Below are 22,790 nucleotides of genomic sequence, written 5' to 3'. Positions count from 1 at the left end.
CTCAGGCTATGAGCGGACCCATCACGATCGTTACCGGCGTCGCCGGTTTTCTGGGCAGCGCGGTGGCGCGGGTGCTGGCGGCGCAGGGGCGACAGGTGCGCGGCGTGGTGCGCGGTTCCTCCTCGCGGGTCAATCTGGCCGATTTCCCCGGAGAGATCGTTGAGGCCGACCTGCGCGACGAAGGCGCGGTGCGCGAGGCGATGCGCGGCGGGGCGGAATTGTTCCATGTCGCTGCCGATTATCGCCTCTGGGCGCGCGATCCGGGCGAGATCCTGCGCAACAATGAAGCGATGACGCGCGCCGTGATGCGCGCCGCGCTGGCCGAGGGCGTGGGGCGGGTGGTTTACACCTCGTCCGTGGCGACCTTGAAGCCGCTGGACAATGGCGTGGCCGATGAAACCCGGCCCGCCAATGTCGAAGAAGCGGTCGGCATATACAAACAATCCAAGGTCGTGGCCGAAAGGCTGGTCGAGGATATGGTGGCGCAAGAGGGCTTGCCCGCGATCATCGTCCAGCCATCGACCCCCATCGGCCCGCGCGATGTCAAACCCACGCCCACGGGCCGCATCCTTGTCGAATGCGCGCATGGGCGGATGCCCGCCTATGTCGAAACGGGCCTCAACCTTGTCCATGTCGAGGATGTCGCGCGCGGCCATCTGCTGGCGGCGGAGCGGGGCCAGATCGGGCGGCGCTATATCCTTGGCGGTCAGGATGTGACGCTGGGGGCGATGCTGGCGGAAATCTGCGCGCAGGTCGGGCGCAAGGCTCCGCGCGTGAAATTGCCGGTGGCGCCGCTGTTTCCCTTGGCCGTGGGGGCGGAATTGTGGGGGCGGATGACGGGGGTTGAACCTTTCGTCACCGTGGACGCGCTGAAAATGGCGCGCCACCACATGTATTTCTCCAGCGCGCGGGCCCAGGCCGAACTGGGCTATACCGCGCGGCCTTGGCAGGAGGCGGTGCGCGATGCGCTGGGCTGGTTTGCGCAGGAAGGCATGATCCCATGACCATCCTTGCCGCGCTGGTGCTGGCGATCTGGCTGGGGCTGGTCGCCACGGGCTTCTGGACCTGCCGCGAAGCGGACGATAACGCCCCCTTTGCCGCGCCGGATGTGTGGCCCGAAGTGGTCGCCGTGGTCCCCGCGCGCAATGAGGCCGATGTGATCACCCGCTCCATCGGCAGCCTGTTGGCGCAGGATTATGCCGGGCCTTTCCGCGTGGTGCTGGTGGATGACAATTCCGAGGATGGCACCGGCGATCTGGCCCGCGCCCTTGGTGGTGCGCTTTGTGGTGGTCGTCTGACCGTGCTGAGCGGTGCGCCCTTGGCGGCGGGCTGGACCGGCAAACTCTGGGCCGTGCATCAGGGGATCATCGAGGCCGGGGCGCCGCGTTACCTGTGGCTGACGGACGCCGATATCGACCATGCGCCCGATACGCTGACGCGCCTTGTCGGCATCGCCCATGGCGGCCCCCATGACCAAGGGCGTCGGCTGGTGTCCTTCATGGCGCTGCTGTCATGCCGGACATGGGCGGAAAAATGGCTGGTGCCCGCCTTCATCTGGTTCTTCATGATGCTCTATCCGTTCAACTGGATCAATCGACCCAAGGCCCCGATCGCGGGCGCGGCTGGCGGCTGCGTGCTGGTCGAGCGTGAGGCGCTGGAGGCCGCAGGCGGCATTGGTGCGATGCGCGGGGCGCTGATTGATGATTGCACGCTGGGCGCGCTCATCAAGAAACAGGGGCCGATCTGGCTGGGCCTGACGCGGCGCAGCGTGTCGATCCGGCCCTATGCCAACTGGCGCGAGATCGGCATGATGATCGCGCGCAGCGCCTATGCCCAATTGCGCTATAATCCGTTGCTGCTGATGGGCACAGTGCTGGGGCTGGGCTTGATGTTCGGGGCGCCGGTGTGGCTGGCGCTGATGGCGCATGGCTCGGTGCAGGTCATGGGCCTGATTGCGCTGGGGTTGATGCTGGGGTCTTATCAGCCGATTCTGGGCTTTTACGGCCGTGCGCCCTCGCGCGCTCTGGCTCTGCCTTTGGTCGCGCTGTTCTATGTTTCATGCACAATCTATTCAGCTTGGGCCTATTACCGGGGCAAGGGCGGCATGTGGAAAGGCCGCGCACAGGCATTGGATCTTTCCGGGGACATTTCGGGGGCATGACAGATACCATCCTGACCACCGCGGATCTGCAAAGCGGCAAGGACCACACGGGCGAGAACTTTCCCGTGGCCAGTTTTCTGGTGCGCCCCGATGCGCGCGCGCCGGTGATGGCCTATTACCGCTTTGCCCGCGCGGCCGATGATATTGCCGACCACCCCACCGCCTCGGCGCAGGAAAAACTGCGCCTGCTGGGCCTGATGCGCGCCGGGCTGGAAGGGGGCGAGGCCGGTATCGGCGATCCTCTGGCGCAGGCTTTGGGCACTGTATGCCGCGAGCGGGGCATCAGCCTTGCCCATGCCCATGACCTGCTGACCGCATTTGAGCGCGACTGCACGGTGGACCGCTATCAGGACTGGGCCGGGCTGATCGACTATTGCCGCTATTCGGCCATGCCGGTGGGCCGCTTCGTCCTCGATTGCCATGAGGAAGACCGCGTCCTCTGGCCGATGAACGATTCGCTCTGCGCCGCCTTGCAGATCATCAACCACCTGCAGGATTGCGCCAAGGATTACCGCGCCATCGACCGGGTCTATATCCCGCTCGATTCGCTGCGCGCTGCGGGCATCGGGGTGGAGGCTCTGGCTGAAAAGCGCGCCAATCCGGCGCTGCGCGGGGTGCTGACCGATCTGACGCTGCGCACGCAGGGCCTGCTGCGGGCCAGCGCGCCCTTTGCCGATGCGATCCGCGACTGGCGGCTGGCTGCCGAGGTGGCCATCATCCAGCGGCTGGCCGAGGATCTGTGCGAGGTCCTGCTGGCGCGCGATCCCTTGAGCGAAAAGGTCCACCACACCAAGGGCCGCGCGCTCACCCTTGCGCTTCGTGCTGCAATGCGGCAGGCGGGCCACCGTATCTGGCCGGGCTGAAGATCATGACCGCAACCACCCTATCACCCATTCCCGACGCCCTGCGCGCCAAGGTCGCGGGCAGCAGCTTTTACGCCGGTATGCGTATCCTGCCGCGCGCCGAGCGCGAGGCGATGTTCGCCATCTATGGCTTTTGCCGCATCGTTGACGACATTGCCGACGATCAGCAGGCCCCGCGCGGGGAGCGCGGCGCAATGCTGGCCGACTGGCGCCGCTGGATCGGCGCGCTCTATCGCGGAGGGGACACCGGACAGGCCGCTTTCCTCGCGCAGGCCGTGCGTGATTTCTCGCTGGAAGAGGCCGATTTCCTTGCCGTGATCGAGGGGATGCAGATGGATGTCGATGCCGACATTCAATGGCCCACCTTTGCCCTGCTCGACCATTATTGCGATTGCGTGGCCAGCGCGGTGGGCCGCCTCTCGGTCAACATCTTTGGCATGGAACGCGCCGAGGGCGTCCATCTGGCGCATCACCTTGGCCGGGCGCTGCAATTCACCAATATCCTGCGCGATCTGGACGAAGACGCCGAAATCGCGCGCGTCTATCTGCCCATTGAGGCGCTGACCCATGCGGGCATCCACCCCGCCACGCCCACGACCTTGATGCAGGACCCCGGCATGGACAGCGCCGCGCGCTGGCTGGCCGCGCGGGCCGAGGCGCATTTCGTGGCGGCGGGCGCCTGCCTTGCCGCGCGCCCCAAGGGTCGCCTGATCGCCCCGCGCCTGATGGAGGAAGCCTATGCGCTGGTCCTTCGTCGGATGCTGGCGCAAGGCTGGCACGCGCCGCGCCGCCGGGTCAGCACGTCCAAGCCGCGCCTGCTTTTCTCGCTGATCCGCCATCTGGTGATGGGATAAATGGCATTCCTGCGCGCACAGGTGATCGGGGCCGGTATGGCCGGGCTGGCGGCGGCGGTGGAATTGTCTGCGGCCGGGCTGCCGGTGTCGCTGTCCGAGGCCGGACCGCGGGCGGGCGGGCGCTGCCGCTCTTATTTCGACCCTGCGCTGGGCCTAACCATCGACAATGGCAACCATCTGGTGCTGGCGGGCAATCCGGCGGTTTCGCGGTTTCGCGCGGTGGTGGGCGCGGATACTCCTCTGGCCGGTCCGCCCCATGCCGATTTCGCCTTTGCCGATCTGGCCACGGGTGAGCGCTGGACCTTGCGGATCAATGACGGGCCGGTGCCGTGGTGGGTCTTCTTCCCCAAGCGCCGGGTGCCGGGGTCGCGTCTGGCTGATTATCTGCCTTTGGGGCGCCTGCTCAAGGGGCGGGCGGATCAGACCATCGGTGATTTGGTAAAGCCGCAGGGGCCGGTGTGGGAGCGGATGCTGCATCCGGTTCTGCTGGCGGCATTGAACACGGATCCGGCGGCGTCCTCTGCTGCGCTTTGCGCCAATGTGCTGGCCGAAACGCTGGCCAAGGGCGGGCGGGCCAGTGCGCCGCGCGTGGCCGTGCCAACGCTGGCGGCGGCGTTTATCGATCCGGCGGTGGACTGGCTGGAGACGCAGGGCGTGGCTTTGCAGACCGGGCGGCGGCTGCGCGGCATCCGGTTTGAAGGCGATGTGGTGGCCGCGCTGGAATGGGCCGATGGGGCGCAGGCGATTGGCGCGGATGAGGTGGTGGTGCTTGCGGTCCCTGCATGGGTGGCGGCCTCGCTGGTGCCGGATCTGACCGTGCCGGACGATCACCGCTCGATCCTGAACGCGCATTTCGCTTGTGTGCCCCCGGCGGGCGCGCCTGAGATGCTGGGGCTGACCAATGCCACCAGCGAATGGATATTCACCCATCCCGACCGGATTTCCGTGACCATTTCGGGCGCGGACCGTCTGATGGACGAGGACCGCGAGGTTTTGGCCGCGATGATCTGGGCCGAGGTGGCGCAGGCTCTGGGGATCGCCGCCCCGATGCCCCGCTGGCAGATCGTCAAGGAAAAGCGCGCCACATTCGCCGCCACGCCCGAGCAGGATGCGCGGCGCCCGCATACGAATACCCGCTGGCGCAACCTGTTTCTGGCCGGAGACTGGGTGCAAAACGGACTGCCCGCGACCATCGAGGGGGCGATCCGCTCCGGCGACAGCGCGGCACGGCTGGTTCTGGGCCAGCCCTTGAAATATGGAAAAGTACAATGAGCCAAACCGCCCCTGATCGCGCCCTGCTGGACGCCACCATCGCGCGCGCCTCGCAATCGCTGCTGAGCGAGCAGCGCGAGGATGGCCACTGGGTCTATGAATTGGAGGCCGACGCCACCATTCCGTCCGAATATGTGCTGCTGCGCCACTTTCTGGGCGAGCCGGTGGATGAGGAACTGGAAGGCAAGATCGGTCGCTATCTGCGCCGGATTCAGTCGGATGCCCATGATGGCTGGCCGCTCTATCACGAGGGCGGGTTTGATATTTCGGCTACGGTGAAGGCCTATTACGCGCTGAAAATGATCGGCGACGATGTCGATGCGCCGCACATGGCCCGCGCCCGCGCCGCGATCCTGAAGGCGGGCGGGGCCGAGGCTGTCAATGTCTTTACCCGCATTCAGCTGGCGCTGTTTGGCGCCGGGCCGTGGGATGCGGTGCCGACCATCCCGCCCGAGCTGATCCTCGCGCCGCGCTGGTTCCCGGTCCATCTGCTGAAGATGAGCTATTGGGCGCGCACGGTGGTGGTGCCGCTGCTGGTGCTTTGCGCTTTGAAGCCCGTGGCGCGGAACCCCAAGCAGGTGTTCGTGCCGGAGCTGTATACCGGCGTGACGCGCAAACTGACCAGCCAGGCCGACCATGTTCATGCCGTGTGGAAGAACGGGTTCGAGGCGCTGGACTGGGGCCTCAAGCGGTTCGAGGGGCGCTGGCCCAAGGCGATGCGGACCCGCGCGATCCGGCTGTGTGAGGAATGGGTGGTCGAGCGGCTTAACGGCGTCGATGGCCTTGGCGCGATCTATCCGGCGATGGCCAACAGCGTGATGATGTTTGATGTGCTGGGCTATGCCCCCGACCATCCGCATCGCGCGATTGCGCGCGAATCGGTCGAGCGCCTGCTGGTGGTGAAAGAGGACGAGGCCTATTGCCAGCCCTGCGTCAGCCCGGTGTGGGACACCGCTCTGGCCGCCCATGCCATGCTGGAGGTGGGCAGCGAGGAGGCATTGGCCGGGGCCGACCGCGCGCTTGACTGGCTGGGGCCGCGCCAGATTCTGGATACGGCGGGCGATTGGGTCGAACAGCGCTATGTCCGGCCCGGCGGCTGGGCGTTTCAGTATAATAACGACCACTATCCCGATCTGGACGACACCGCCGTGGTGGTGATGGCGATGGATCGCGCCTCGGGCCTGCGCGGCGACAAGGATGCGCAGGCTATCGCGCGCGGGGTGGAATGGACCGTGGGCCTGCAATCGAAGGATGGCGGGTTTGCCGCTTTCGATGCCGACAATGACAAGCTCTATTTGAACAACCTGCCCTTTGCCGATCATGGCGCCCTGCTCGATCCGCCCACGGCCGATGTTTCGGCGCGCGTGGTTTCGATGCTGGCCCAGATGGGCGAGCCCGTCGACAGCCCGCGTATGAAGGCGGCGCTGGGCTGGCTGGAAAAGGAGCAGGAGAAGGAAGGCAGTTGGTTTGGCCGCTGGGGGGTCAACCATGTCTATGGAACCTGGTCGGTGCTGTGCGCATTGGGCCGGGCAGGGATCGGGCGAGACCATCCGATGGTGGCGCGCGCGGTCGAATGGCTCAAAACGGTGCAGAATGCGGATGGCGGTTGGGGCGAAAGCTGCGATTCCTATGCGCTGGACCGCAAGGGCCACGAGAGCTTTGTTTCGAACGCCAGCCAGACGGCATGGGCCACGCTTGGCCTGATGGCGGTGGGCGAGGCGAAAAGCGAGGCAGTCGCGCGCGGGATCGCGTGGCTGATCGCCAATCAGGCCGGGGACGGTCTCTGGGGGCAGGAGCATTATACGGGCGGGGGTTTCCCGCGAGTCTTTTACCTGCGCTATCATGGCTATCCGCGCTATTTCCCGCTTTGGGCTCTGGCGCGGTATCGCAATATGGCGCAGGCCAATGTGGAGCAAGCCCAGTGGGGAATGTGAACGGCAAGCCGGTGATCGTGGTGACAGGCACGCTGCGCGAGGCGGCGGTGCTGGATCAGCATCAGGTCGAGGTGATCGCGGGGGGCAATGACCCCGAACGCCTGCGCGAGGAGTTGATGGAGCGGGCCAAACATGCCGGCGGGCTCATCAGCTATGGCATGTGCGGGGCGGTCGATCATACGCTCAAACTGGGCACGATGGTGATCGGCAAAAGGCTGACCGGGGCGTTTCATACCAAATGCGATGAACGCTGGGTGGCAGTGTTGCAGGAATTGCTGCCCGATGCGCGGGTGGGCACGGTGCATGCCGATGGTCATCTGCTGACCGATTCGCATGACAAGGCCGAGCGCGCATGGGCGAGCGCTGCCATTGCGGCGGATATGGAAAGCCATATCGTGGCCGAGGTGGCGGCGCATATGAACCTGCCTTTTGTGATCCTGCGCTGTATTTCCGATATTGCCGAGGTGGAATTGCCGCCTGCGGTCAATGTGATGATGGGGCCCAATGGCGAACTGGCGCTGGGCGCGGTGTTCAAGTCGATCCGCCAGCAGCCCGATCAGATCGGATCGCTGACCAAGACGATCATGGGTTTTGCCAAGGCCTATCGCGCCCTGATCAAAGGGTCGAAACAGGCGGGGCCTTATCTGGGCTTTGATTTGCGCTGATGCAAAAAGGGCGGGGGCTTGCGGCCCCCGCCCTTTTTCGTATCCGGCGCTGAAAAGATCAGGCCGCGCGGGTGGCGCGGGCATAGCCTTCCGGATCGGAAATCTTGATCTTTTCCAGCTCGGCTTCGACCTGCGTGGCATGCACGTCCTGCGCCTTGCGGGCGTTGGACAGGTCGATGTCGGGCGCCATCGGGCCATCGGTGCGGATGCCCTGCATGCCCACCTTGATGAATTCCCACGGGCGCGTCAGGCCTTCCTTGGCCGCCGTGCCTTCAAACCCGCAATGGACCATGCAGTTCGAGCATTTCTCGTACTTGCCGACGCCATACTGATCCCAGTCGGTGCCTTCCATCAGCTCGGCAAAGGTTTCGACATAGCCTTCGCCCACCAGATAGCAGGGCTTCTGCCAGCCAAACACCGTGCGCAGCGGCATCGACCAGGGCGTGCATTCATACGAACGGTTGCCCGCCAGAAAGTCGAGGAACAGCGGCGAATTGGTGAACTTCCATGCCTTGCCGCCGCCTTCGCCCGGCTTGGCATTCTTGGCCGCGCCGCGCTTCAACAGGTCGCGGAACAGGTTCTTGGTCTTTTCGCGGTTCAGGAAATGCTCCTGATCGGCGGCGCGCTCATAGGCATAGCCGGGGCTGATGGTCACTTCGACATCGAGGCTGGTCATCAGGTCGAGGAACTTGGCCATGCTCTCGGGTTTGGCATCGTTGAACACGGTGCAGTTGACCTGAACGCGGAAGCCCTTCGACTTGGCCAGATGGATCGCTTCGAGCGCGACGTCATAGGTGCCTTCCTGATCCACGGCCTTGTCATGCATGGCCTTGTCGCCATCCAGATGGATCGACCAGGTGAAATAGGACGAGGGCTTGTAGTCGTTGATCTTCTTTTTCAGCAGCAGCGCGTTGGTGCACAGGATCACGAATTTCTTGCGCGCGATATAGCCTTCGACAATCTTGGGCATATCCCGGTGCAGCAGCGGTTCGCCGCCCGCGATCGACACGGCGGGCGCGCCCGATTCCTCGATCGCCGCCATACATTCTTCCACCGACAGGCGGCGGTTAAGGATCGCGTCGGGATAATCGATCTTGCCACAGCCCGGGCAGGCAAGATTGCAGCGCAGCAGCGGTTCGAGCATCAGCACGAGCGGATATTTGCCGCCCTTGATCTGGCTGGAAATGGCGTGGCCGGCAATGCGCAGGGCTGGGGCGAGGGGAAGGGACAAGGGGCTTACTCCAACTAAGGCTTTATACGCGGGCGCGGGCAGATTCACCCGCGCGGCGCAGCGCCGCAGGCAGGCTGAACGACACGTTTTCGCGGATGCCGTCAAGCTCTGAGACGGTTATTTTTCGCGAAAGGGCGATTGCGGCAATCACATCCTCGACCAGCTCTTCGGGCGCGCTGGCCCCGGCGGTGACGCCAAGGCGCTCGACCCCGTCCAGCCATTGCGGGTCCAGATCGCCCGCATCGCCCACCAGCCATGCCGGTTTGCCAAGCGAAAGCGCCACATCGCGCAGCCGGTTCGAATTGCTGGAATTGGCCGCGCCCACCACGATCAGCGCATCGCATTCCTCCACCAGCGCGCGCACGGCGTTCTGGCGATTTTGCGTGGCATAGCAGATGTCGGACACGTCGGGGCCCGCCACATCGTCAAAGCGGTCATGCAGCGCGGCAATCACGCCGCGCGTATCGTCAACCGACAGCGTGGTCTGCGTCACATAGGCAATGGAGGCATCCTCGCCCAGCGGCAGCGCGGCCACATCATCGGGCGTGGCCACCAGATGGACCGGCGCCGGGATCTGGCCCAGCGTGCCCACCACCTCGGGGTGGCCCGCATGGCCGATCAGCACGACTTCGCGCCCCTCGCGGGCAAAGCGGCCGCCGTGCAGATGCACCTTGGTCACCAGCGGGCAGGTGGCGTCATAGACCGGCAGGCCGCGCTGCTCGGCTTCCTGCTCGACGGTCTGGGGCACGCCATGGGCGGAAAACACCGTGACCGCGCCGGGGGGCACTTCGTCGAGTTCTTCGACAAAGACCGCGCCCATCGCGCGCAACCTGTTTACGACATGGGCGTTATGAACAATCTCATGGCGGACATAAACCGGCGCGCCATGGATTTCGAGCGCGCGTTCGACAATGCGGATCGCGCGCACCACGCCCGCGCAAAATCCGCGCGGCGAGGCAAGTTTGATGGATAAAGGAGCGGCGAGCAGCCGAGCGGGGGAACTCTCTGTCGGTGTCAAACGGTATATCCCTTTTGAACCTGTGCCCTTGGGGGGATTTCGGGCATGGCGCCTACAAGCACGATGGGCATTGTAACCGCTTCTGTTGGCAGAGAAAAGATTGCGCCAGCCTGAACCGCGGCTTCATTGCGCGCTCATGCCACTTGTTTTACGTATTGCTCTGGCTCAAGGACGCGCCAAGGCCCGCTGCGGCACGGGCGTCCGGGGTTAACGCAAGGTTTGATCTGGAGTGAGCATGACACGTCAATCGGGATTCGCATCGTTCAAGGCTGCCGGGGCGCTGGCGCTGCTGGCTCCTTTGTCGCTGGCGGTTGTTCCGGGCGTGGCCATGGCGCAGGCGGGCGATCCGGCGGTTCAGACCATCGAGGGGCTCAATGCGGGCCTGATCGCCACGATGAAGGCGCAGGGCGGCCAATCGGCGCGCGCGCGCGTGATCGGCCCGGTGGTGGATCGCGCCTTTGACATTCCCGCGATGGCGCGTCTGTCTGTCGGCCCGCCGTGGACCACCTTTTCCCCGCTCGAACAGGCCAGTGTCATTGCCGCCTTTCGCGCGATGACGGTGGCGCAATATGCCGCCAATTTTGACAGCTATTCGGGCGAGAAGCTCAGCCTTGTGGGTGGGGTGGAAACGCGCGGAACGGACAAGCTGGTGCGCACGCAACTGACGGGGCCGGGCACGAACGAATCGCTCAACTATCGCCTGCGCGAAAATGGCGGGCAATGGCGGATCATCGACGTGTTCTATCGCAACGCGATCAGCCAGATCGCCACGCGCCGCTCCGATTTCGCCGGGGTGATCGCCAAGGGCGGCGCGGGCGCGCTGGTGGCGCATCTCAACCGACTGGCCGCTAATCCGAAGTAACTGCTTGCTCCGGCGCGGCCAGTGTCGTGCCGGGCCGCCTCACTTCGGCCCCGACCGCCCCATGAAGTAACGCAGCGAAAAGCTGATGGTCTGCGGTTTGCCGTCGTGGACAAACATGGCATCGCGCCATTTGGGCGGCGAGAACACGATCTTTGCATCGCGCGAAAAGCCGACCCCTTCGCGCGGAATGCCGATGAAGTTCTGGTCGACCTTCTTGTTGCCGTTCTCGTCCTGAAAGGCCTGGGCCGCCCATTCGCCGGGGGGGACATAGGTAAAAATCACCGTCGTCGCCCCCTTTTGTGCGGGCACCGAGGTTTCCAGTTTGCAATCATCTTTCAGGAAAGTCTTTTGCGGGCAAAGCGCGACATGCACCCGCCCGACATTGGACCGCACATTCTCGACCACCACCGTCAGCGACGGGGCAGGCGGGGGCAGTATTGCCGCATCGGCAAGCGTCAGAGCGATCAACGCAAGGCTCAAGCGCGGACCTCGCCCACGATATCGGCGTTCACGATTTCCGCATCGTTCCAGCGCAGCGCCTTGAGCACCGTTTCCACGATATGCGGCGCGTTGAGGCCCGCCGTGTCATACTGCTTGTCGGGCGCATCGTGGTCCTGAAACACATCGGGCAGACGCATCGTGCGGATCTTCAATCCGCCATCGGTCAGCCCTTCGTCGCTGGCCAGCGTCAGCACATGCGAGCCAAGGCCGCCGATCGCGCCTTCCTCGATGGTGACGACCACGTCATGCGTAGAGGCCAGACGGCGGATCAGATCCTCATCCAGCGGCTTGGCAAAGCGCAGGTCGGCCACGGTCGTGGGCAGGCCCTTGGCTTCCAGCACCTCGGCGGCCTTGACCGCCTCGGCCAGACGCGTGCCCAGCGAGAGGATGGCGATCTTGCCGGTGCCCCCACGCACGATCCGCCCCTTGCCGATTTCCAGCAATTGCGGCGTGGCGGGCATTTCCACGCCCGTGCCATTGCCGCGCGGATAGCGGAAGGCAATCGGCCCGCTGTCATGACAGGCCGCCGTATAGGTCATATGGACCAGCTCGGCCTCATCTGCCGCCGCCATCACCACGAAATTGGGCAGCGAGGCCAGATAGGTGATGTCAAACGTGCCCGCATGAGTCGCGCCATCGGCGCCCACAAGGCCCGCACGGTCAATCGCGAAACGCACCGGCAGGTTCTGGATCGCCACATCATGCACGACCTGATCATAGGCGCGCTGAAGGAAGGTCGAATAGATCGCGCAGAACGGACGCATCCCCTGCGCGGCAAGGCCTGCGGCAAAGGTCACGGCATGTTGTTCGGCAATGCCCACGTCAAAGCTGCGATCCGGGTGCGCCTTGGCGAACTTGTCGACGCCGGTGCCCGAGGGCATGGCGGCGGTGATCGCCACGATCCGCTTGTCCGTATCGGCAATCCTGGCCAGCGTTTCGCCAAACACGTTCTGATAGGCAGGCGCCTTGGCCGGGGCCTTGACCTGCTCGCCGGTGATGACGTTGAATTTCTGGACGCCGTGATACTTGTCCGCCGCCGCTTCGGCCGGAGCATAGCCCTTGCCCTTTTGCGTGACGACATGGATCAGGCAGGGACCGGCCGCCGCATCGCGGACATTTTCCAGCACCGGGATCAACTGTTCCAGATTGTGCCCGTCGATCGGGCCGACATAGTAAAAGCCCAGTTCCTCGAACAGGGTTCCGCCCATCACCATGCCGCGCGCGAATTCGTCGGTCTTGCTGGCCGCGCGCGACAAAGGCGCGGGCAGGTGGCGCGAGAGCTTCTTGGCCATTTCGCGCAGTTCGAGGAAGGGGCGCGAGGACACCAGCCGCGCGAGGTAGGCCGACAGCCCGCCTACCGGGGGCGCAATCGACATATCATTGTCATTAAGGATGACGACCAGCCGGTTGCCCGCAGCTTGCGCATTGTTCATCGCCTCATAGGCCATGCCTGCGCTCATCGAACCATCGCCGATGACGGCAATCGCCTTGCCGGGCTGATCGGACATCTTGTTGGCCATGGCAAAGCCGATGGCGGCGGAAATCGAGGTGCTGGAATGGGCCGCGCCAAAGGGGTCGTATTCTGATTCGCTGCGCTTGGTGAAACCCGACAGGCCGCCCGGCTGACGCAGGGTGCGGATGCGGTCGCGCCGCCCGGTGACGATCTTGTGAGGATAGGCCTGATGGCCCACGTCCCAGATCACCTTGTCGCGCGGGGTTTCGAACACATAATGCAGCGCCACGGTCAATTCCACCACGCCAAGGCCGGAGCCTAAATGGCCTCCGGTCTGTCCAACGGTGTGGATCATTTCCTGACGCACGTCATCGGCCAACTGGCGCAATTCGCCCATCGACAGGCCGCGCATGTCGGCAGGCACCTTCACTCGATCCAGGATCGGCGTCTTCAGTTCAGCTTCCATGGCCCAGCCTTACACGGGTTAATCGGCCCTGTCGATTGATCCCATGGTGTTCATAATGCATTTGCGCCGGGCGGTTGTTGCAAGTGGGACGCGGGAACCACAGCATGCCCGAAAAAATGCCCCTGTTCGCTCCCAGCCCTTGTTTTTCCTGCGCGGGTCAAGGACATGCTGTCGGGTCAAAGGCCAAAGGCGCCTCGTTCTATCGGCCATCTTGGCAGGGTGGGGGCGGGTCAATAAGGTCGCATCAAAAGCATATTAAGGGGATTTGAGGATGAAACTGGGCGCGCAAAGCCTGCGGGCGATCATGCTTGCCGGGGCGGCTCTGATGCCGGTGGCGGCGCATGCGGCCGATGAAGAGGCTGCTTCCCCCATCATCGTGACCGGCGCGGGGCTGAATGCGGCGCCCGCTGTGCCGGCCTATTCCTCACGCGAAATCGACCGCGAGGCGCTGACCTCTTCGGCCTCGGGCCGGATCGAGGACGTTCTGGCCAATGTGGCAGGTTTTCAACAGTTTCGTCGTTCGGACAGCCGTTATACCAACCCTTCGGCCCAAGGCGCGACCTTGCGCGCGCTGGGCGGCAATGCGGCAGCGCGTACGCAGGTGCTGCTTGATGGCGTGCCGATGGCCGATCCGATGTTCGGCTCGGTGCCGTGGAATGCGATCACGCCCGAACGGCTCGGTTCGGTGCGGGTGACGCGGGGCGGCGGTTCGGGGGCTTTCGGTTCGGGCGCGGTGGCCGGGACGATTGAGCTGAACAGCGCCGGGCGCGACACGCTGGGCCTGATTTCGGGCGAGGCGCTGGCCAATGATCGCGGCGAAACCTCGCTTTCGGGTGCGGTTGCGCCGAAATTGGGCGCCGGTTTTGCCGAAGTATCGGGCCGCTGGGACCGGGGCGACGGCTTCTGGACCACGCCCGAAAGCCAGCGCGTGGGGGCCAGCGTCAAATCGCGTTATGACAGCTGGTCGATCGGCGCGCGCGGCGTGGCGCCGATTGCCAACAATGTCGAACTTCAGGCTCGCGCGATGATCTTCGACGATCACCGCGTGCTGCGCTTTGCCGGGGCCACCAGCCATTCGAGCGGCGAGGATTTCTCGCTGCGTCTGGTCGGGCGCGGGCCTTGGCAGTTTGACGCGCTGGCCTATGTGCAGGACCGCGGCTTCTCCAACGTCACCATTTCGGCCAGCACGTTCCGCCCCAGCCTCGACCAGCGTCAGACGCCCGCCACCGGCCTTGGCGGCAAGATCGAGATCCGTCCGCCGGTCGGGCCGGACCATCTGCTGCGCCTCGGCGGCGACTGGCGCAGCGCCAAGGGCGATCTGAACGAGGTGGCCTATAATGCCGCCACCGGGGCGGTCACGGCCTATCGCTGGGCGGGCGGGCGCAATGATGATCTGGGCTTTTATGCCGAGGATGACTGGAAACTGGGGCCGCTGACGCTGACGGGCGGGGTGCGCGCGGATCGCTGGAGCGTGAATGCGGGCTATAACCGGGCCGCCAATGCAACGGGCGCCATCACCGCCAACACCGCCTATGATCCGCGCAGCGACTGGGCGGTGACGGGGCGCGGCGGTGCCTTGCTGAAACTGGCGCCGGGGCTGGAATTGCGCGGCTCGGCCTACAGTGGTTTGCGCCAGCCCACGATCAACGAGCTTTATCGCAGCTTCACGCTGGTGGCTTCGGGCATTTCGACGGTGACCAACGCCAATCCGGCGTTGGGCAATGAAATGATGCAGGGCTATGAGGCGGGCGTCGATTTCGCCCCGGTTCCGGCGCTGAAACTCTCGGCCACGGCCTTTTATAACCGCGTGGCCCATGCCATCGCCAATGTCACCACGGCGCAGACCGCCACGGTGATCACCCGCGTGCGCCAGAATGTCGATGCGATCCGCGCGCGCGGGCTGGAATTTGCCGCCGCGCTCGATCTGGGCAAGGTGAGCCTGGATGGCAGTCTCGCCCTGACCGATGCGGTGGTGCGGGCCAGCGGGATGCAAATCGCGCTCAACGGCATGCGCCCGGCCCAGACCCCCAAGATCGCCGCCAGCGCCACAGTCACGTGGAAGCCGCGCGATGGTTGGCAGGGGGCGGTGGTGCTGCGCCATTTCGGATCGCAATATGAGGACGATCTGCAAGCCTATCTGATGCCTTCGGCCACCACCATCGGCGCCTTTGTTCAGGCCCCGCTGGGCCACGGTGTCAGCTTTATCCTGCGCGGCGAAAATCTGGCCAATGTGACCGTGATCACCCGAAATCAGGCGGGCAGCATGGACATCGGCGCGCCGCGCACCGTTTGGGCCGGTTTGCGCTTTGGCCTGAAGTGAAAAGCTTGAAGTAAAGGGATCATGCGGGCATGGGAGGAGCCATGCCCGCCCTGACCCTCAATGGCCATCCGGTCGATCTGCGCATGGATGCCGCAACGCCTCTGCTGTGGGGCTTGCGTTGCGGGGCCAATCTGACGGGCGCGAAATATGGCTGCGGCACGGGCGAGTGCGGGGCCTGTATGGTCATGGTCGATGGGCAAGCTTTGCCCTCGTGCCAGATCACTTTGGCGCAGGCGCAGGGGCGCAGCATCACCACCATCGAGGGACTGAGCAACGACCGTTCGCACCCCCTGCAACAGGCGATGGTGGCCGAGGGCGCGATCCAATGCGGTTTCTGCACGCCGGGCATTGTGATGGCCGGGGCCGCGCTGCTGGCCGCCAATGCCGAGCCCAGCGCGGATGATATCAACAAGGCCGTCACCAATCTTTGCCGCTGCGGCGTCTATCCCCGGCTGGTGCGCGCGATCCAGCGCGCCGGGCGGGTGATGCGCGGGCTGGAAACCATCGCCGCGGCCCCGGCGCCGGGCGGTAATACGCATCAAAGGAGCATCCCATGAAGGCCACCATCTGGCACAATCCGGCCTGCGGCACCTCGCGCAAGACTTTGGCGATCCTGGAGGAAACCCCCGGCGTTGAAGTGAGCGTGGTGGAATATCTCAAGACCCCGCCGAGCGCCGACAAGCTGGCCCAGCTCTATCGCGATGCGGGCATGACGCCGCAGGCGGGGCTGCGTCTGCGCGGGACGGATGCGGTTGAACGCGGATTGCCCGATGCCGATGACGCCACCGTATTGGCCGCCATGGCGGCCGAGCCCAAGCTGATCGAGCGCCCCTTGGTGGAAACCGACAAGGGCGTGCGCCTGTGTCGCCCGCAGGATGTGGTCGCCCAGATCCTTTAGAACCATATCCGTTATCGTGGATTACTGTTCCGATGGCGCGCGGTTTGCGGCAAATGTTGCGCATGGCCGCTTGCCAACGGGCTTGCAGTTTTGCAAACCTTTGGGCAGAGCACGCAAGTCTAGGGTAGGGATTTGACAAGAGCATGACAACCGAACTGGCCGGAGAGGCGCCGCTTGCCAAAGTGAAAAGCCGGCTGAAACGGGCGCTGGGGCCGTGGGGGGTCTTTTTTGAAGGCTTCCTGAAAAATCCCGTCATGGTCGGCTCGATCGTGCCTTCCTCGCGCTTCACCATCAACCGCGTGCTGTCCGCCGTCGATTGGGACAATACCAAGCTCTTCGTCGAATATGGGCCGGGCGTTGGCACCTTCTGCCAGCCCGTCCTTGACCGCCTGCGCCGCGACGGCACGCTGCTGGTCATCGACCTGAACCCCGATTTTATCGAATATCTCTCGCACACGATCACCGACAGCCGCTTTGTCGCGGTCCACGGTTCGGCGGCGGATGTTGAGGAAATCATCCGCGCCCATGGTCATGAAAAGGCCGACTACATCATCTCGGGCCTGCCCTTCTCCACCCTGCCGCCCGGCGTCGGCCCGGCCATCGCCAGCGCCACCTACCGCGTGCTGCGCAAGGGTGGGGCCTTCCTCGTCTATCAGTTCACCCCGCGCGCGGGCGACTTCATGGCCCAGTTCTTCAAGCGCATCGACAAGGGGCTGGAGTGGATCAATGTCCCGCCGTGCTTCCTGTTCTGGGGGTGGAAGGACGAGGATTAAGGGTTTTATGCCTCCGGCGGGCAAAGGGTCTCGACCCTTTGCAATTCCTTTAATGGGGGAGCGCTTCGTTTGCAGCGGGGCGCTTTTTTGTTTCTAAAGCCTGCGGCGCGGCGAACTTGCGCTGATCGGGGCCGCAGGCTTTAATTCTCAAACGCTGCGTCCGACACCCATTCGCCGAACCCATCGCGCAACGCAGACAGTAACGGGAGCGCGAGGGTCCAGACCCTCGCATTCATCCCTTCCTAAAGCCTAATTCACTCAAACGTCGTCATAATATCATCCACACTCGGCCCCGCCAGTTGCCGGTGGATCGCGGCCATCAGCCCGGCGATATAGAGCGTCACCATCGCGGCCAGCAGCGAGGAGACCACCGCCGAGATGATCCGCCCCGTATCCGGCCCGCCCGCCAGCGTGCCGATTGACCCGCCGATTGAAACGACCGCCACCATGGCCACCATCACCACCACGCCCACCAGCAGCGCAAAGCCGAGGAGGCGCCAGCCATTGCCGCGCGTGATCGCCCAGGACCGCATCAGCGCGCGCGCGGGATTATAGACCCGCTCGACCGCCACCACCGGCCCTACCAGCGACATGCGGATATAGGCGGCGATGGCCACGATCATCACGACAATCATGCCGCCCCCCGCCAGCGCGGGCTGTTTGGTCAGCGCCAGCACGCCGATCAGCCCGCCGCCGACCATTGCGATGGCGGCCGCCAGCATGATTTGCGCCAGCACATAGGGAAACACGCCCTTGGCGCCCAGCGACAGCGCCTGGCCCACGGTCGGGCGGCTGCGGTCGGTAAACAGCGTCAGGATGGCCAGCACGCCCACCGCCTGAAACAGGATCATCGGGATCACATAGGGCAGGGCGGTGGCATAAAAGGCCTCCATCGCCTGCATCGACTGGGCGGGCGAAGCCCCTTGCGCGGCGGGCGGATCGGGCATCAACAGCGCAAAGGCCAGCCTTGGCAGCAGGAAGAACACCCCCGCCAGAGCCAGCAGTACATCCCGATTGGCCAGAATCGCCGAATGGGCCGTCCGCCAGGCCAGATTGCTGTCAAAACGCATCGGGGTACTCCTTTCGCGCCAAGCTCGGCCCATATGCCTGCGGCGCATCTGACCCCTTGATAAGCGGAGCGGATTGCCCCACGCAAGAATCATGGTCATGCAAGATGCAATCAAGGCTGAGATTCTGCTCGAAAACGGCGTGGCCGTGCGGCGGGATTATGAGCCTGTGTCGTATCGCGAGGCTCTGGATTATCAGACCGCGCGCAATAATGCGATTTATGAAGGGCTTGCCCCCGATCTGATCTGGCTGCTCGAACATCCCCCGGTCTATACGGCGGGCACCAGCGCCAAGGCGGACGATATGCTCGATCCGCGCTTCGACGTGGTCGAGGCCGGGCGCGGCGGCAAATATACCTATCACGGGCCGGGCCAGCGGATCGGTTATGTGCTGATCGACCTGAAGCAGCGCGCGCGCGATGTGCGCGGCTTTGTCCATGCTCTGGAAGGCTGGGTGATCGACACTTTGGCCGATTTCGGGGTGGAAAGCTGGCGCAGCGAGGCGGGCGTGGGCATCTGGACCCGCGACATTGACGGCAGCGAGGCCAAGATCGGCGCGATCGGCGTGCGCATCCGCCGCTGGGTGACGATGCATGGGTTTTCGGTCAATCTGAACCCGGACCTGTCGCATTTCACCGGCATTGTGCCCTGCGGCATTGCCGAAAAGGGCGTCACTTCGCTGGCCCGGCTTGGCATCAGCGTTTCGGCGCAGCAATGGGACGAGGCGCTGCTGGCCCGCGCGGATCAGTTTCTGGCCAAGCTGGAGCAGGCATGTCCGCCCGTGGCAACATCGGAAGGGAATCAGGCATGAAGCGCGCCGTCACCATTCTGGCTCTCACGCTCGCTCTGGGCGGATGCTGGGGCAAGAAGGCCAGCAAGGCCGACGATCAGCGCACCGCCTCGGGCCAGATCCTGCCCGGTTCGACCAGCGATGCAATGATTGCCTATGACGCGCTGACCTCGCGGGCGCCTTTGGCCCCGCGCGCGGTGGCTGCCGCGCCCAGCGCCGCGCCGACCGAAGAAGCCGCCCCCGAAGAGGCCGCCAGCGCCGCCGAATAGTTGCGAACCCGGCCCGCCGAAAACCTTACGGCGGGCCGGGCGGCATTGGGCGAGAGGCTGACCATAGGGGACGGAGTGTGATCCTGCTGGTCAGCATCGCTCGTACTGGCCCGGCCGAGAGGGGGGAGCCGGGGCCAGCGATCAGGCCGAATAGGGCGGAAAGCTGGTATAGCCTTCCGCGCTGTTGCCGTACCATGCCGAAGGATCGCCTCCTTCGGTCCAGGGATGCCCATGGGCGATACGGTCGACCAGATCGGGGTTGGTGATAAAGGGCCGTCCATAGGAGATGGCGTCGGCCTCACCCTTTTCAAGAGCCGCCGCGCCCGATTGCGCCGTATAATCGGCATTATCGACCACCGGGCCCTTGAAGATGGTTTTGAGATGCGCAGACCGGCGCGGCCCAAGGCCCGAACCGAACGTGCCGCTGGGTAGCGGATCGCGGATTTCGAGGAAGCCGATGTTCAGATCGTCCAGCACCTTTACCGCATGGTCGAACAGGGCATAGGTGTCGCTGTCCTCGACGCCCTGAATGCCGTCATTGGGTGAGAGGCGGACCGAAACGCGCCCGGCGCCCCAGACGCGGATCAGCGCCTGCGTGACTTCCTTGAGCAGGCGGGTGCGGTTCTCGATGCTGCCGCCGTAATCGTCGGTGCGGTGGTTGGTGCCGTCGCGCAGGAACTGGTCGATCAGATAGCCGTTGGCGCCGTGAAGCTGGACGCCGTCGAACCCGGCCTCTTTGGCAAGGCGGGCGGCATTCTCATAATCGGCGATCAGGCGGGGGATCTCGTGGGTTTCCAGCGCGCGCGCTTCGACATAGGGCTGTTTGCCTTCAAACGTGTGGGCTTCGCCCGGCGCGGTGGTGGCGCTGGCCGAAACGGGCTGGATGCCGTGGAGCTGCGGGTGCGACACGCGGCCCATATGCCACAATTGCAGGACGATCCGCCCGCCCGCATCATGCACGGCCTGAGTCACCTGCTTCCAGCTCTCGGCCTGTTCGCGGTTCCAGATGCCCGGCGCGTTAGGCCAACCGCGCCCCTCGGCGCTGATCGCGGTGGCTTCGGAAATCAGCAGGCCCGCCCCGGCGCGCTGGGCATAATATTGCGCCATCAGCGGGTTGGCGAGGCCTTCGCGGTTCGACCGTCCGCGCGTGAGGGGCGCGAGCAGGATGCGGTTGGGGGCGGTGATATCGCCAAGGGCGATCGGGGAAAGGAGGGGGTTTGTCATGAACCCGATGTTGTGCTGCGCCGCCGCAATTTCCAGTGCAAGCAGTTCTATCACGGGGCCAAGAAACGCTAACGGGGCGCAAGACTTGAATCTTGCGCCCCGTTAACAGGGAGACCTGTTTGAAAATTCGCCGAAAGAGGCGAATTTCAATCGGCACCGGCCCACTCCCCCGGCCCTGCCACCCAACAGGGTACACTATATGGGTGGCAGGGCCGGGGGAGTGGGCCGGTGCCGCAGGGAAATCGCGGAGGCGATTTCCCAAACAGACTTACGCCGCCAGTTCAAACGGTGCGATTTCGCCCGACAGGTACAGCTTCTTGGCCTTGGCGCGAGAGAGCTTGCCCGAGGAGGTGCGCGGCAGGGTGCGCGGGGGCACCAGTTCGACGATGGCCGGATGGCCCAGAATCGCGCGGACCTTTTCGGCCACGGCATTCTTCAGCTTCAACCGCTCGGCCGGGTCCGACACACGGCAATGGACCAGCACGGCGGCGGTTTCCTCGCCAGTGTCGGTCTCAAGGCTGAAAGCGGCAATGTCGCCCTGATGGAAACCGGGGAGCTGTTCCACCGCCCATTCAATGTCCTGGGGCCAGTGGTTCTTGCCGTTGATGATGATCATGTCCTTGGCGCGGCCGACGATGAACAGATAGCCCTCGGCGTTCTGATAGCCCATGTCGCCGGTGTCCAGCCAGCCATCGACCAGACAGGCCGCCGTTGCCTCGGGATCGCGGAAATAGGAGTGCATGACCGAAGGCCCCTTGCACCATACCTTGCCGATCTGGTGATGGGCCAGAACCTTGCCCGCGCCGTCGCGGACCTCGATTTCCATGTCCAGCACCGGCTTGCCGCAATTGACGATGGCGCGATAGCGGGCCGGGCGCGACAGATCGCGCGGCTGGCCCGACAGGCGCTCTTCCTCGACCAGTTCGACGCGGATGCCTTCGCCCGGCGGCATGATCGTGACCGAGAGCGTGGCTTCGGCAAGGCCGTAAGAGGGCAGGAAGGCGCTGGCCTTGAACCCGGCGGGGGCAAAGGCGTTGACAAAACCCTGCATCACATCGGGGCGGATCATATCGGCGCCATTGCCTGCAAGGCGCCAGCGCGACAGGTCGAAACGCTCGTCCACATGGCTCTGGCTGGAAATGCGGCGGGCGCAGATGTCATAGCCGAAGGTGGGCGAATAGGAGATCGAATGGCCCGGATTGCGGGTGATCATGTCCAGCCATGCCAGCGGGCGGCGGGCGAAATCCTCGGTCTTCAGGTAATCGGTCGAAACCTGATTGGCGATGACCGAGAGGAAGCAGCCGACCAGCCCCATGTCATGATACCACGGCAGCCACGAGACGCAGCGGTCATCGCCCTGCAATTGCATGGCCAGACCATGGCCGCGCAGATTGTTGAGCAGCGAGGCGTGAGTCACGGCCACGCCATGCGGAAAGCGCGTCGAGCCTGAGGAATATTGCAGATAGCAGATGTCATCGCCCGAGGCTTGCGGCAGATCGCCCGGCACCACCGGATCGGAGGTCAGAATGTCCCAGCTCAGCCCCTCGCACGAACCGCCCTTGGCGTTGTGCGCCTGCGCGGCGGCAAGACCCAGATGGCCGATTTCGGGCGGATAGAAGAACCACGAGGGATCGCTGCTGGCCAATTGCACGGCAAGCTGGTCGATATAATTGTCCTTGCCGCCAAAGCTGGTGGGCAAAGGCAGCGGCACCGGCCATGCGCCGGCATAGATCACGCCGCAGAACAGCGCGGCAAAATCAGCGCCCGTTTCGGCCACCATCGCGATGCGGTCGCCCTTCTTCACGCCGCGCGCGATCAGGCGATGCGCCATGGCGATCGCATCCAGACGCAATTGGCGGAACGGATAGGGCCGGATCAGATTGCCGCGCGGATCGTGAAAATTCAGCCCGCGCGTGCCGGTCGCCGCATAATCCAGCGCCTCGCCAAAGGTGGCGAAATCGCCGAAACGGCGCGGCAGGGCGCAGATATTGGGCGTGGGGATCAGGGCGGTGGGCGCTTCGATCACGGCGGCGTCGGTCATGGTCTTATCCGTCTTGGGCTGCGCCCGATGCCTTTGCGCGGGAAAGCAAAAGCGGCGGGCATCGCAAACTGGCCCGCAAGTCGGGTGACGCGGGGGGTCCCCTTTGGCGCGCGACTGTGGCACGAATA

Annotated in this window: 21 protein-coding genes; 14 read left to right on the top strand and 7 right to left on the bottom strand. The window is 64.7% G+C overall.

Features of this window, described 5'->3' with window-relative positions; translation table 11 throughout:
- Positions 1–8: 8 nt before the first annotated feature.
- The 7 genes from hpnA to GGR38_RS11990 are packed head-to-tail and all read left to right on the top strand — an operon-like array spanning position 9 to position 7,749.
- A complete protein-coding gene (gene hpnA / locus GGR38_RS12020) occupies positions 9–1,004 on the top strand; it encodes a hopanoid-associated sugar epimerase (protein ID WP_183625804.1) in 996 nt (331 codons plus the stop codon).
- Complete coding sequence (locus tag GGR38_RS12015) at positions 1,001–2,161, top strand: glycosyltransferase (protein ID WP_183625802.1); 1,161 nt, start codon at positions 1,001–1,003, stop codon at positions 2,159–2,161. Before hpnA ends, GGR38_RS12015 begins: the two co-directional genes overlap by 4 nt.
- Positions 2,158–3,024: a squalene synthase HpnC gene (gene hpnC, locus GGR38_RS12010; protein ID WP_183625800.1), complete on the top strand. Its 867-nt coding sequence runs from the start codon at positions 2,158–2,160 to the stop codon at positions 3,022–3,024. Before GGR38_RS12015 ends, hpnC begins: the two co-directional genes overlap by 4 nt.
- Before the next feature lie 5 nt (positions 3,025–3,029).
- The gene (hpnD, locus tag GGR38_RS12005; RefSeq protein WP_183625798.1) at positions 3,030–3,878 is read left to right on the top strand and encodes a presqualene diphosphate synthase HpnD; all 849 of its coding nucleotides are present in this window, start codon (positions 3,030–3,032) and stop codon (positions 3,876–3,878) included.
- Positions 3,879–5,150, top strand: a complete 1,272-nt coding sequence (gene hpnE, locus GGR38_RS12000; protein ID WP_183625796.1) for a hydroxysqualene dehydroxylase HpnE — start codon at positions 3,879–3,881, stop codon at positions 5,148–5,150.
- The gene (gene shc / locus GGR38_RS11995) at positions 5,147–7,084 is read left to right on the top strand and encodes a squalene--hopene cyclase (protein ID WP_183625794.1); all 1,938 of its coding nucleotides are present in this window, start codon (positions 5,147–5,149) and stop codon (positions 7,082–7,084) included. The genes hpnE and shc overlap by 4 nt, the downstream gene beginning before the upstream one ends.
- Positions 7,072–7,749, top strand: a complete 678-nt coding sequence (locus GGR38_RS11990) for a phosphorylase family protein (RefSeq protein ID WP_183625792.1) — start codon at positions 7,072–7,074, stop codon at positions 7,747–7,749. The genes shc and GGR38_RS11990 overlap by 13 nt, the downstream gene beginning before the upstream one ends.
- Positions 7,750–7,807: 58 nt before the next feature.
- Here the strand turns inward: GGR38_RS11990 and hpnH are convergent, their stop codons facing one another.
- Positions 7,808–8,980, bottom strand: a complete 1,173-nt coding sequence (hpnH, locus tag GGR38_RS11985; protein ID WP_183625790.1) for an adenosyl-hopene transferase HpnH — start codon at positions 8,978–8,980, stop codon at positions 7,808–7,810.
- 22 nt (positions 8,981–9,002) lie between these two features.
- Positions 9,003–9,998, bottom strand: a complete 996-nt coding sequence (ispH, locus tag GGR38_RS11980; protein ID WP_246404541.1) for a 4-hydroxy-3-methylbut-2-enyl diphosphate reductase — start codon at positions 9,996–9,998, stop codon at positions 9,003–9,005.
- 235 nt (positions 9,999–10,233) lie between these two features.
- Between ispH and GGR38_RS11975 the strand changes: the two genes are divergently transcribed.
- Positions 10,234–10,860 (top strand): ABC transporter substrate-binding protein, encoded by a 627-nt coding sequence (locus tag GGR38_RS11975; protein ID WP_183625788.1) that lies wholly within the window; start codon positions 10,234–10,236, stop codon positions 10,858–10,860.
- Positions 10,861–10,899: 39 nt separating this feature from the next.
- Here GGR38_RS11975 and GGR38_RS11970 read toward each other — a convergent pair whose 3' ends face one another.
- Positions 10,900–11,340: a DUF2141 domain-containing protein gene (locus tag GGR38_RS11970; RefSeq protein ID WP_246404538.1), complete on the bottom strand. Its 441-nt coding sequence runs from the start codon at positions 11,338–11,340 to the stop codon at positions 10,900–10,902.
- On the bottom strand, positions 11,337–13,280 hold the full coding sequence (gene dxs, locus GGR38_RS11965; RefSeq protein ID WP_183625785.1) for a 1-deoxy-D-xylulose-5-phosphate synthase: 1,944 nt from the start codon (positions 13,278–13,280) through the stop codon (positions 11,337–11,339). Before dxs ends, GGR38_RS11970 begins: the two co-directional genes overlap by 4 nt.
- Positions 13,281–13,551: 271 nt before the next feature.
- Between dxs and GGR38_RS11960 the strand changes: the two genes are divergently transcribed.
- The 4 genes from GGR38_RS11960 to GGR38_RS11945 all read left to right on the top strand — a co-directional run bounded on the left by GGR38_RS11960 (position 13,552) and on the right by GGR38_RS11945 (position 17,271).
- Positions 13,552–15,600 carry a TonB-dependent receptor plug domain-containing protein gene (locus tag GGR38_RS11960; RefSeq protein ID WP_183625783.1) on the top strand — a complete coding sequence of 683 codons (2,049 nt, stop codon included), beginning with the start codon at positions 13,552–13,554 and terminating at the stop codon, positions 15,598–15,600.
- Positions 15,601–15,641: 41 nt separating this feature from the next.
- Positions 15,642–16,157 (top strand): (2Fe-2S)-binding protein, encoded by a 516-nt coding sequence (locus tag GGR38_RS11955; protein ID WP_183625781.1) that lies wholly within the window; start codon positions 15,642–15,644, stop codon positions 16,155–16,157.
- Positions 16,154–16,498 (top strand): arsenate reductase family protein, encoded by a 345-nt coding sequence (locus GGR38_RS11950; RefSeq protein WP_183625779.1) that lies wholly within the window; start codon positions 16,154–16,156, stop codon positions 16,496–16,498. Before GGR38_RS11955 ends, GGR38_RS11950 begins: the two co-directional genes overlap by 4 nt.
- A 143-nt stretch (positions 16,499–16,641) precedes the next feature.
- Positions 16,642–17,271 carry a class I SAM-dependent methyltransferase gene (locus GGR38_RS11945; RefSeq protein ID WP_183625777.1) on the top strand — a complete coding sequence of 210 codons (630 nt, stop codon included), beginning with the start codon at positions 16,642–16,644 and terminating at the stop codon, positions 17,269–17,271.
- Between the two features lie 254 nt (positions 17,272–17,525).
- Here the strand turns inward: GGR38_RS11945 and GGR38_RS11940 are convergent, their stop codons facing one another.
- Positions 17,526–18,341: a DUF7847 domain-containing protein gene (locus GGR38_RS11940; protein WP_183625775.1), complete on the bottom strand. Its 816-nt coding sequence runs from the start codon at positions 18,339–18,341 to the stop codon at positions 17,526–17,528.
- A 97-nt stretch (positions 18,342–18,438) separates the two neighbouring features.
- Here GGR38_RS11940 and lipB point away from each other — a divergent pair, with 97 nt between their 5' ends.
- Positions 18,439–19,149: a lipoyl(octanoyl) transferase LipB gene (gene lipB, locus GGR38_RS11935; protein ID WP_183625773.1), complete on the top strand. Its 711-nt coding sequence runs from the start codon at positions 18,439–18,441 to the stop codon at positions 19,147–19,149.
- Entirely contained in the window at positions 19,146–19,397 is a 252-nt protein-coding gene (locus GGR38_RS11930; protein WP_183625771.1) for a hypothetical protein, read from the top strand. The genes lipB and GGR38_RS11930 overlap by 4 nt, the downstream gene beginning before the upstream one ends.
- A 141-nt stretch (positions 19,398–19,538) precedes the next feature.
- Here the strand turns inward: GGR38_RS11930 and GGR38_RS11925 are convergent, their stop codons facing one another.
- Complete coding sequence (locus GGR38_RS11925) at positions 19,539–20,621, bottom strand: alkene reductase (RefSeq protein ID WP_183625769.1); 1,083 nt, start codon at positions 20,619–20,621, stop codon at positions 19,539–19,541.
- A gap of 268 nt (positions 20,622–20,889) precedes the next feature.
- On the bottom strand, positions 20,890–22,662 hold the full coding sequence (locus tag GGR38_RS11920) for a fatty acyl-AMP ligase (RefSeq protein WP_183625767.1): 1,773 nt from the start codon (positions 22,660–22,662) through the stop codon (positions 20,890–20,892).
- Between the last annotated feature and the right edge of the window lie 128 nt (positions 22,663–22,790).

This window comes from Novosphingobium sediminicola, from assembly GCF_014196525.1.
Classification (GTDB): domain Bacteria; phylum Pseudomonadota; class Alphaproteobacteria; order Sphingomonadales; family Sphingomonadaceae; genus Novosphingobium; species Novosphingobium sediminicola.
This window is presented reverse-complemented; position numbering and strand designations above follow the sequence as displayed.

Coding starts and splice junctions, on each gene's coding strand:
- dxs (WP_183625785.1), bottom strand. CDS start 13,280: ATGGAAGCTGAACTGAAGACGCCGATCCTGGATCGAGTGAAGGTGCCT.
- GGR38_RS11950 (WP_183625779.1), top strand. CDS start 16,154: ATGAAGGCCACCATCTGGCACAATCCGGCCTGCGGCACCTCGCGCAAG.
- hpnA (WP_183625804.1), top strand. CDS start 9: ATGAGCGGACCCATCACGATCGTTACCGGCGTCGCCGGTTTTCTGGGC.
- GGR38_RS11940 (WP_183625775.1), bottom strand. CDS start 18,341: ATGCGTTTTGACAGCAATCTGGCCTGGCGGACGGCCCATTCGGCGATT.
- shc (WP_183625794.1), top strand. CDS start 5,147: ATGAGCCAAACCGCCCCTGATCGCGCCCTGCTGGACGCCACCATCGCG.
- lipB (WP_183625773.1), top strand. CDS start 18,439: ATGCAAGATGCAATCAAGGCTGAGATTCTGCTCGAAAACGGCGTGGCC.
- GGR38_RS11930 (WP_183625771.1), top strand. CDS start 19,146: ATGAAGCGCGCCGTCACCATTCTGGCTCTCACGCTCGCTCTGGGCGGA.
- GGR38_RS11925 (WP_183625769.1), bottom strand. CDS start 20,621: ATGACAAACCCCCTCCTTTCCCCGATCGCCCTTGGCGATATCACCGCC.
- hpnD (WP_183625798.1), top strand. CDS start 3,030: ATGACCGCAACCACCCTATCACCCATTCCCGACGCCCTGCGCGCCAAG.
- GGR38_RS11975 (WP_183625788.1), top strand. CDS start 10,234: ATGACACGTCAATCGGGATTCGCATCGTTCAAGGCTGCCGGGGCGCTG.
- hpnC (WP_183625800.1), top strand. CDS start 2,158: ATGACAGATACCATCCTGACCACCGCGGATCTGCAAAGCGGCAAGGAC.
- hpnE (WP_183625796.1), top strand. CDS start 3,879: ATGGCATTCCTGCGCGCACAGGTGATCGGGGCCGGTATGGCCGGGCTG.
- GGR38_RS11945 (WP_183625777.1), top strand. CDS start 16,642: ATGACAACCGAACTGGCCGGAGAGGCGCCGCTTGCCAAAGTGAAAAGC.
- GGR38_RS12015 (WP_183625802.1), top strand. CDS start 1,001: ATGACCATCCTTGCCGCGCTGGTGCTGGCGATCTGGCTGGGGCTGGTC.
- GGR38_RS11920 (WP_183625767.1), bottom strand. CDS start 22,662: ATGACCGACGCCGCCGTGATCGAAGCGCCCACCGCCCTGATCCCCACG.
- GGR38_RS11960 (WP_183625783.1), top strand. CDS start 13,552: ATGAAACTGGGCGCGCAAAGCCTGCGGGCGATCATGCTTGCCGGGGCG.
- GGR38_RS11955 (WP_183625781.1), top strand. CDS start 15,642: ATGCCCGCCCTGACCCTCAATGGCCATCCGGTCGATCTGCGCATGGAT.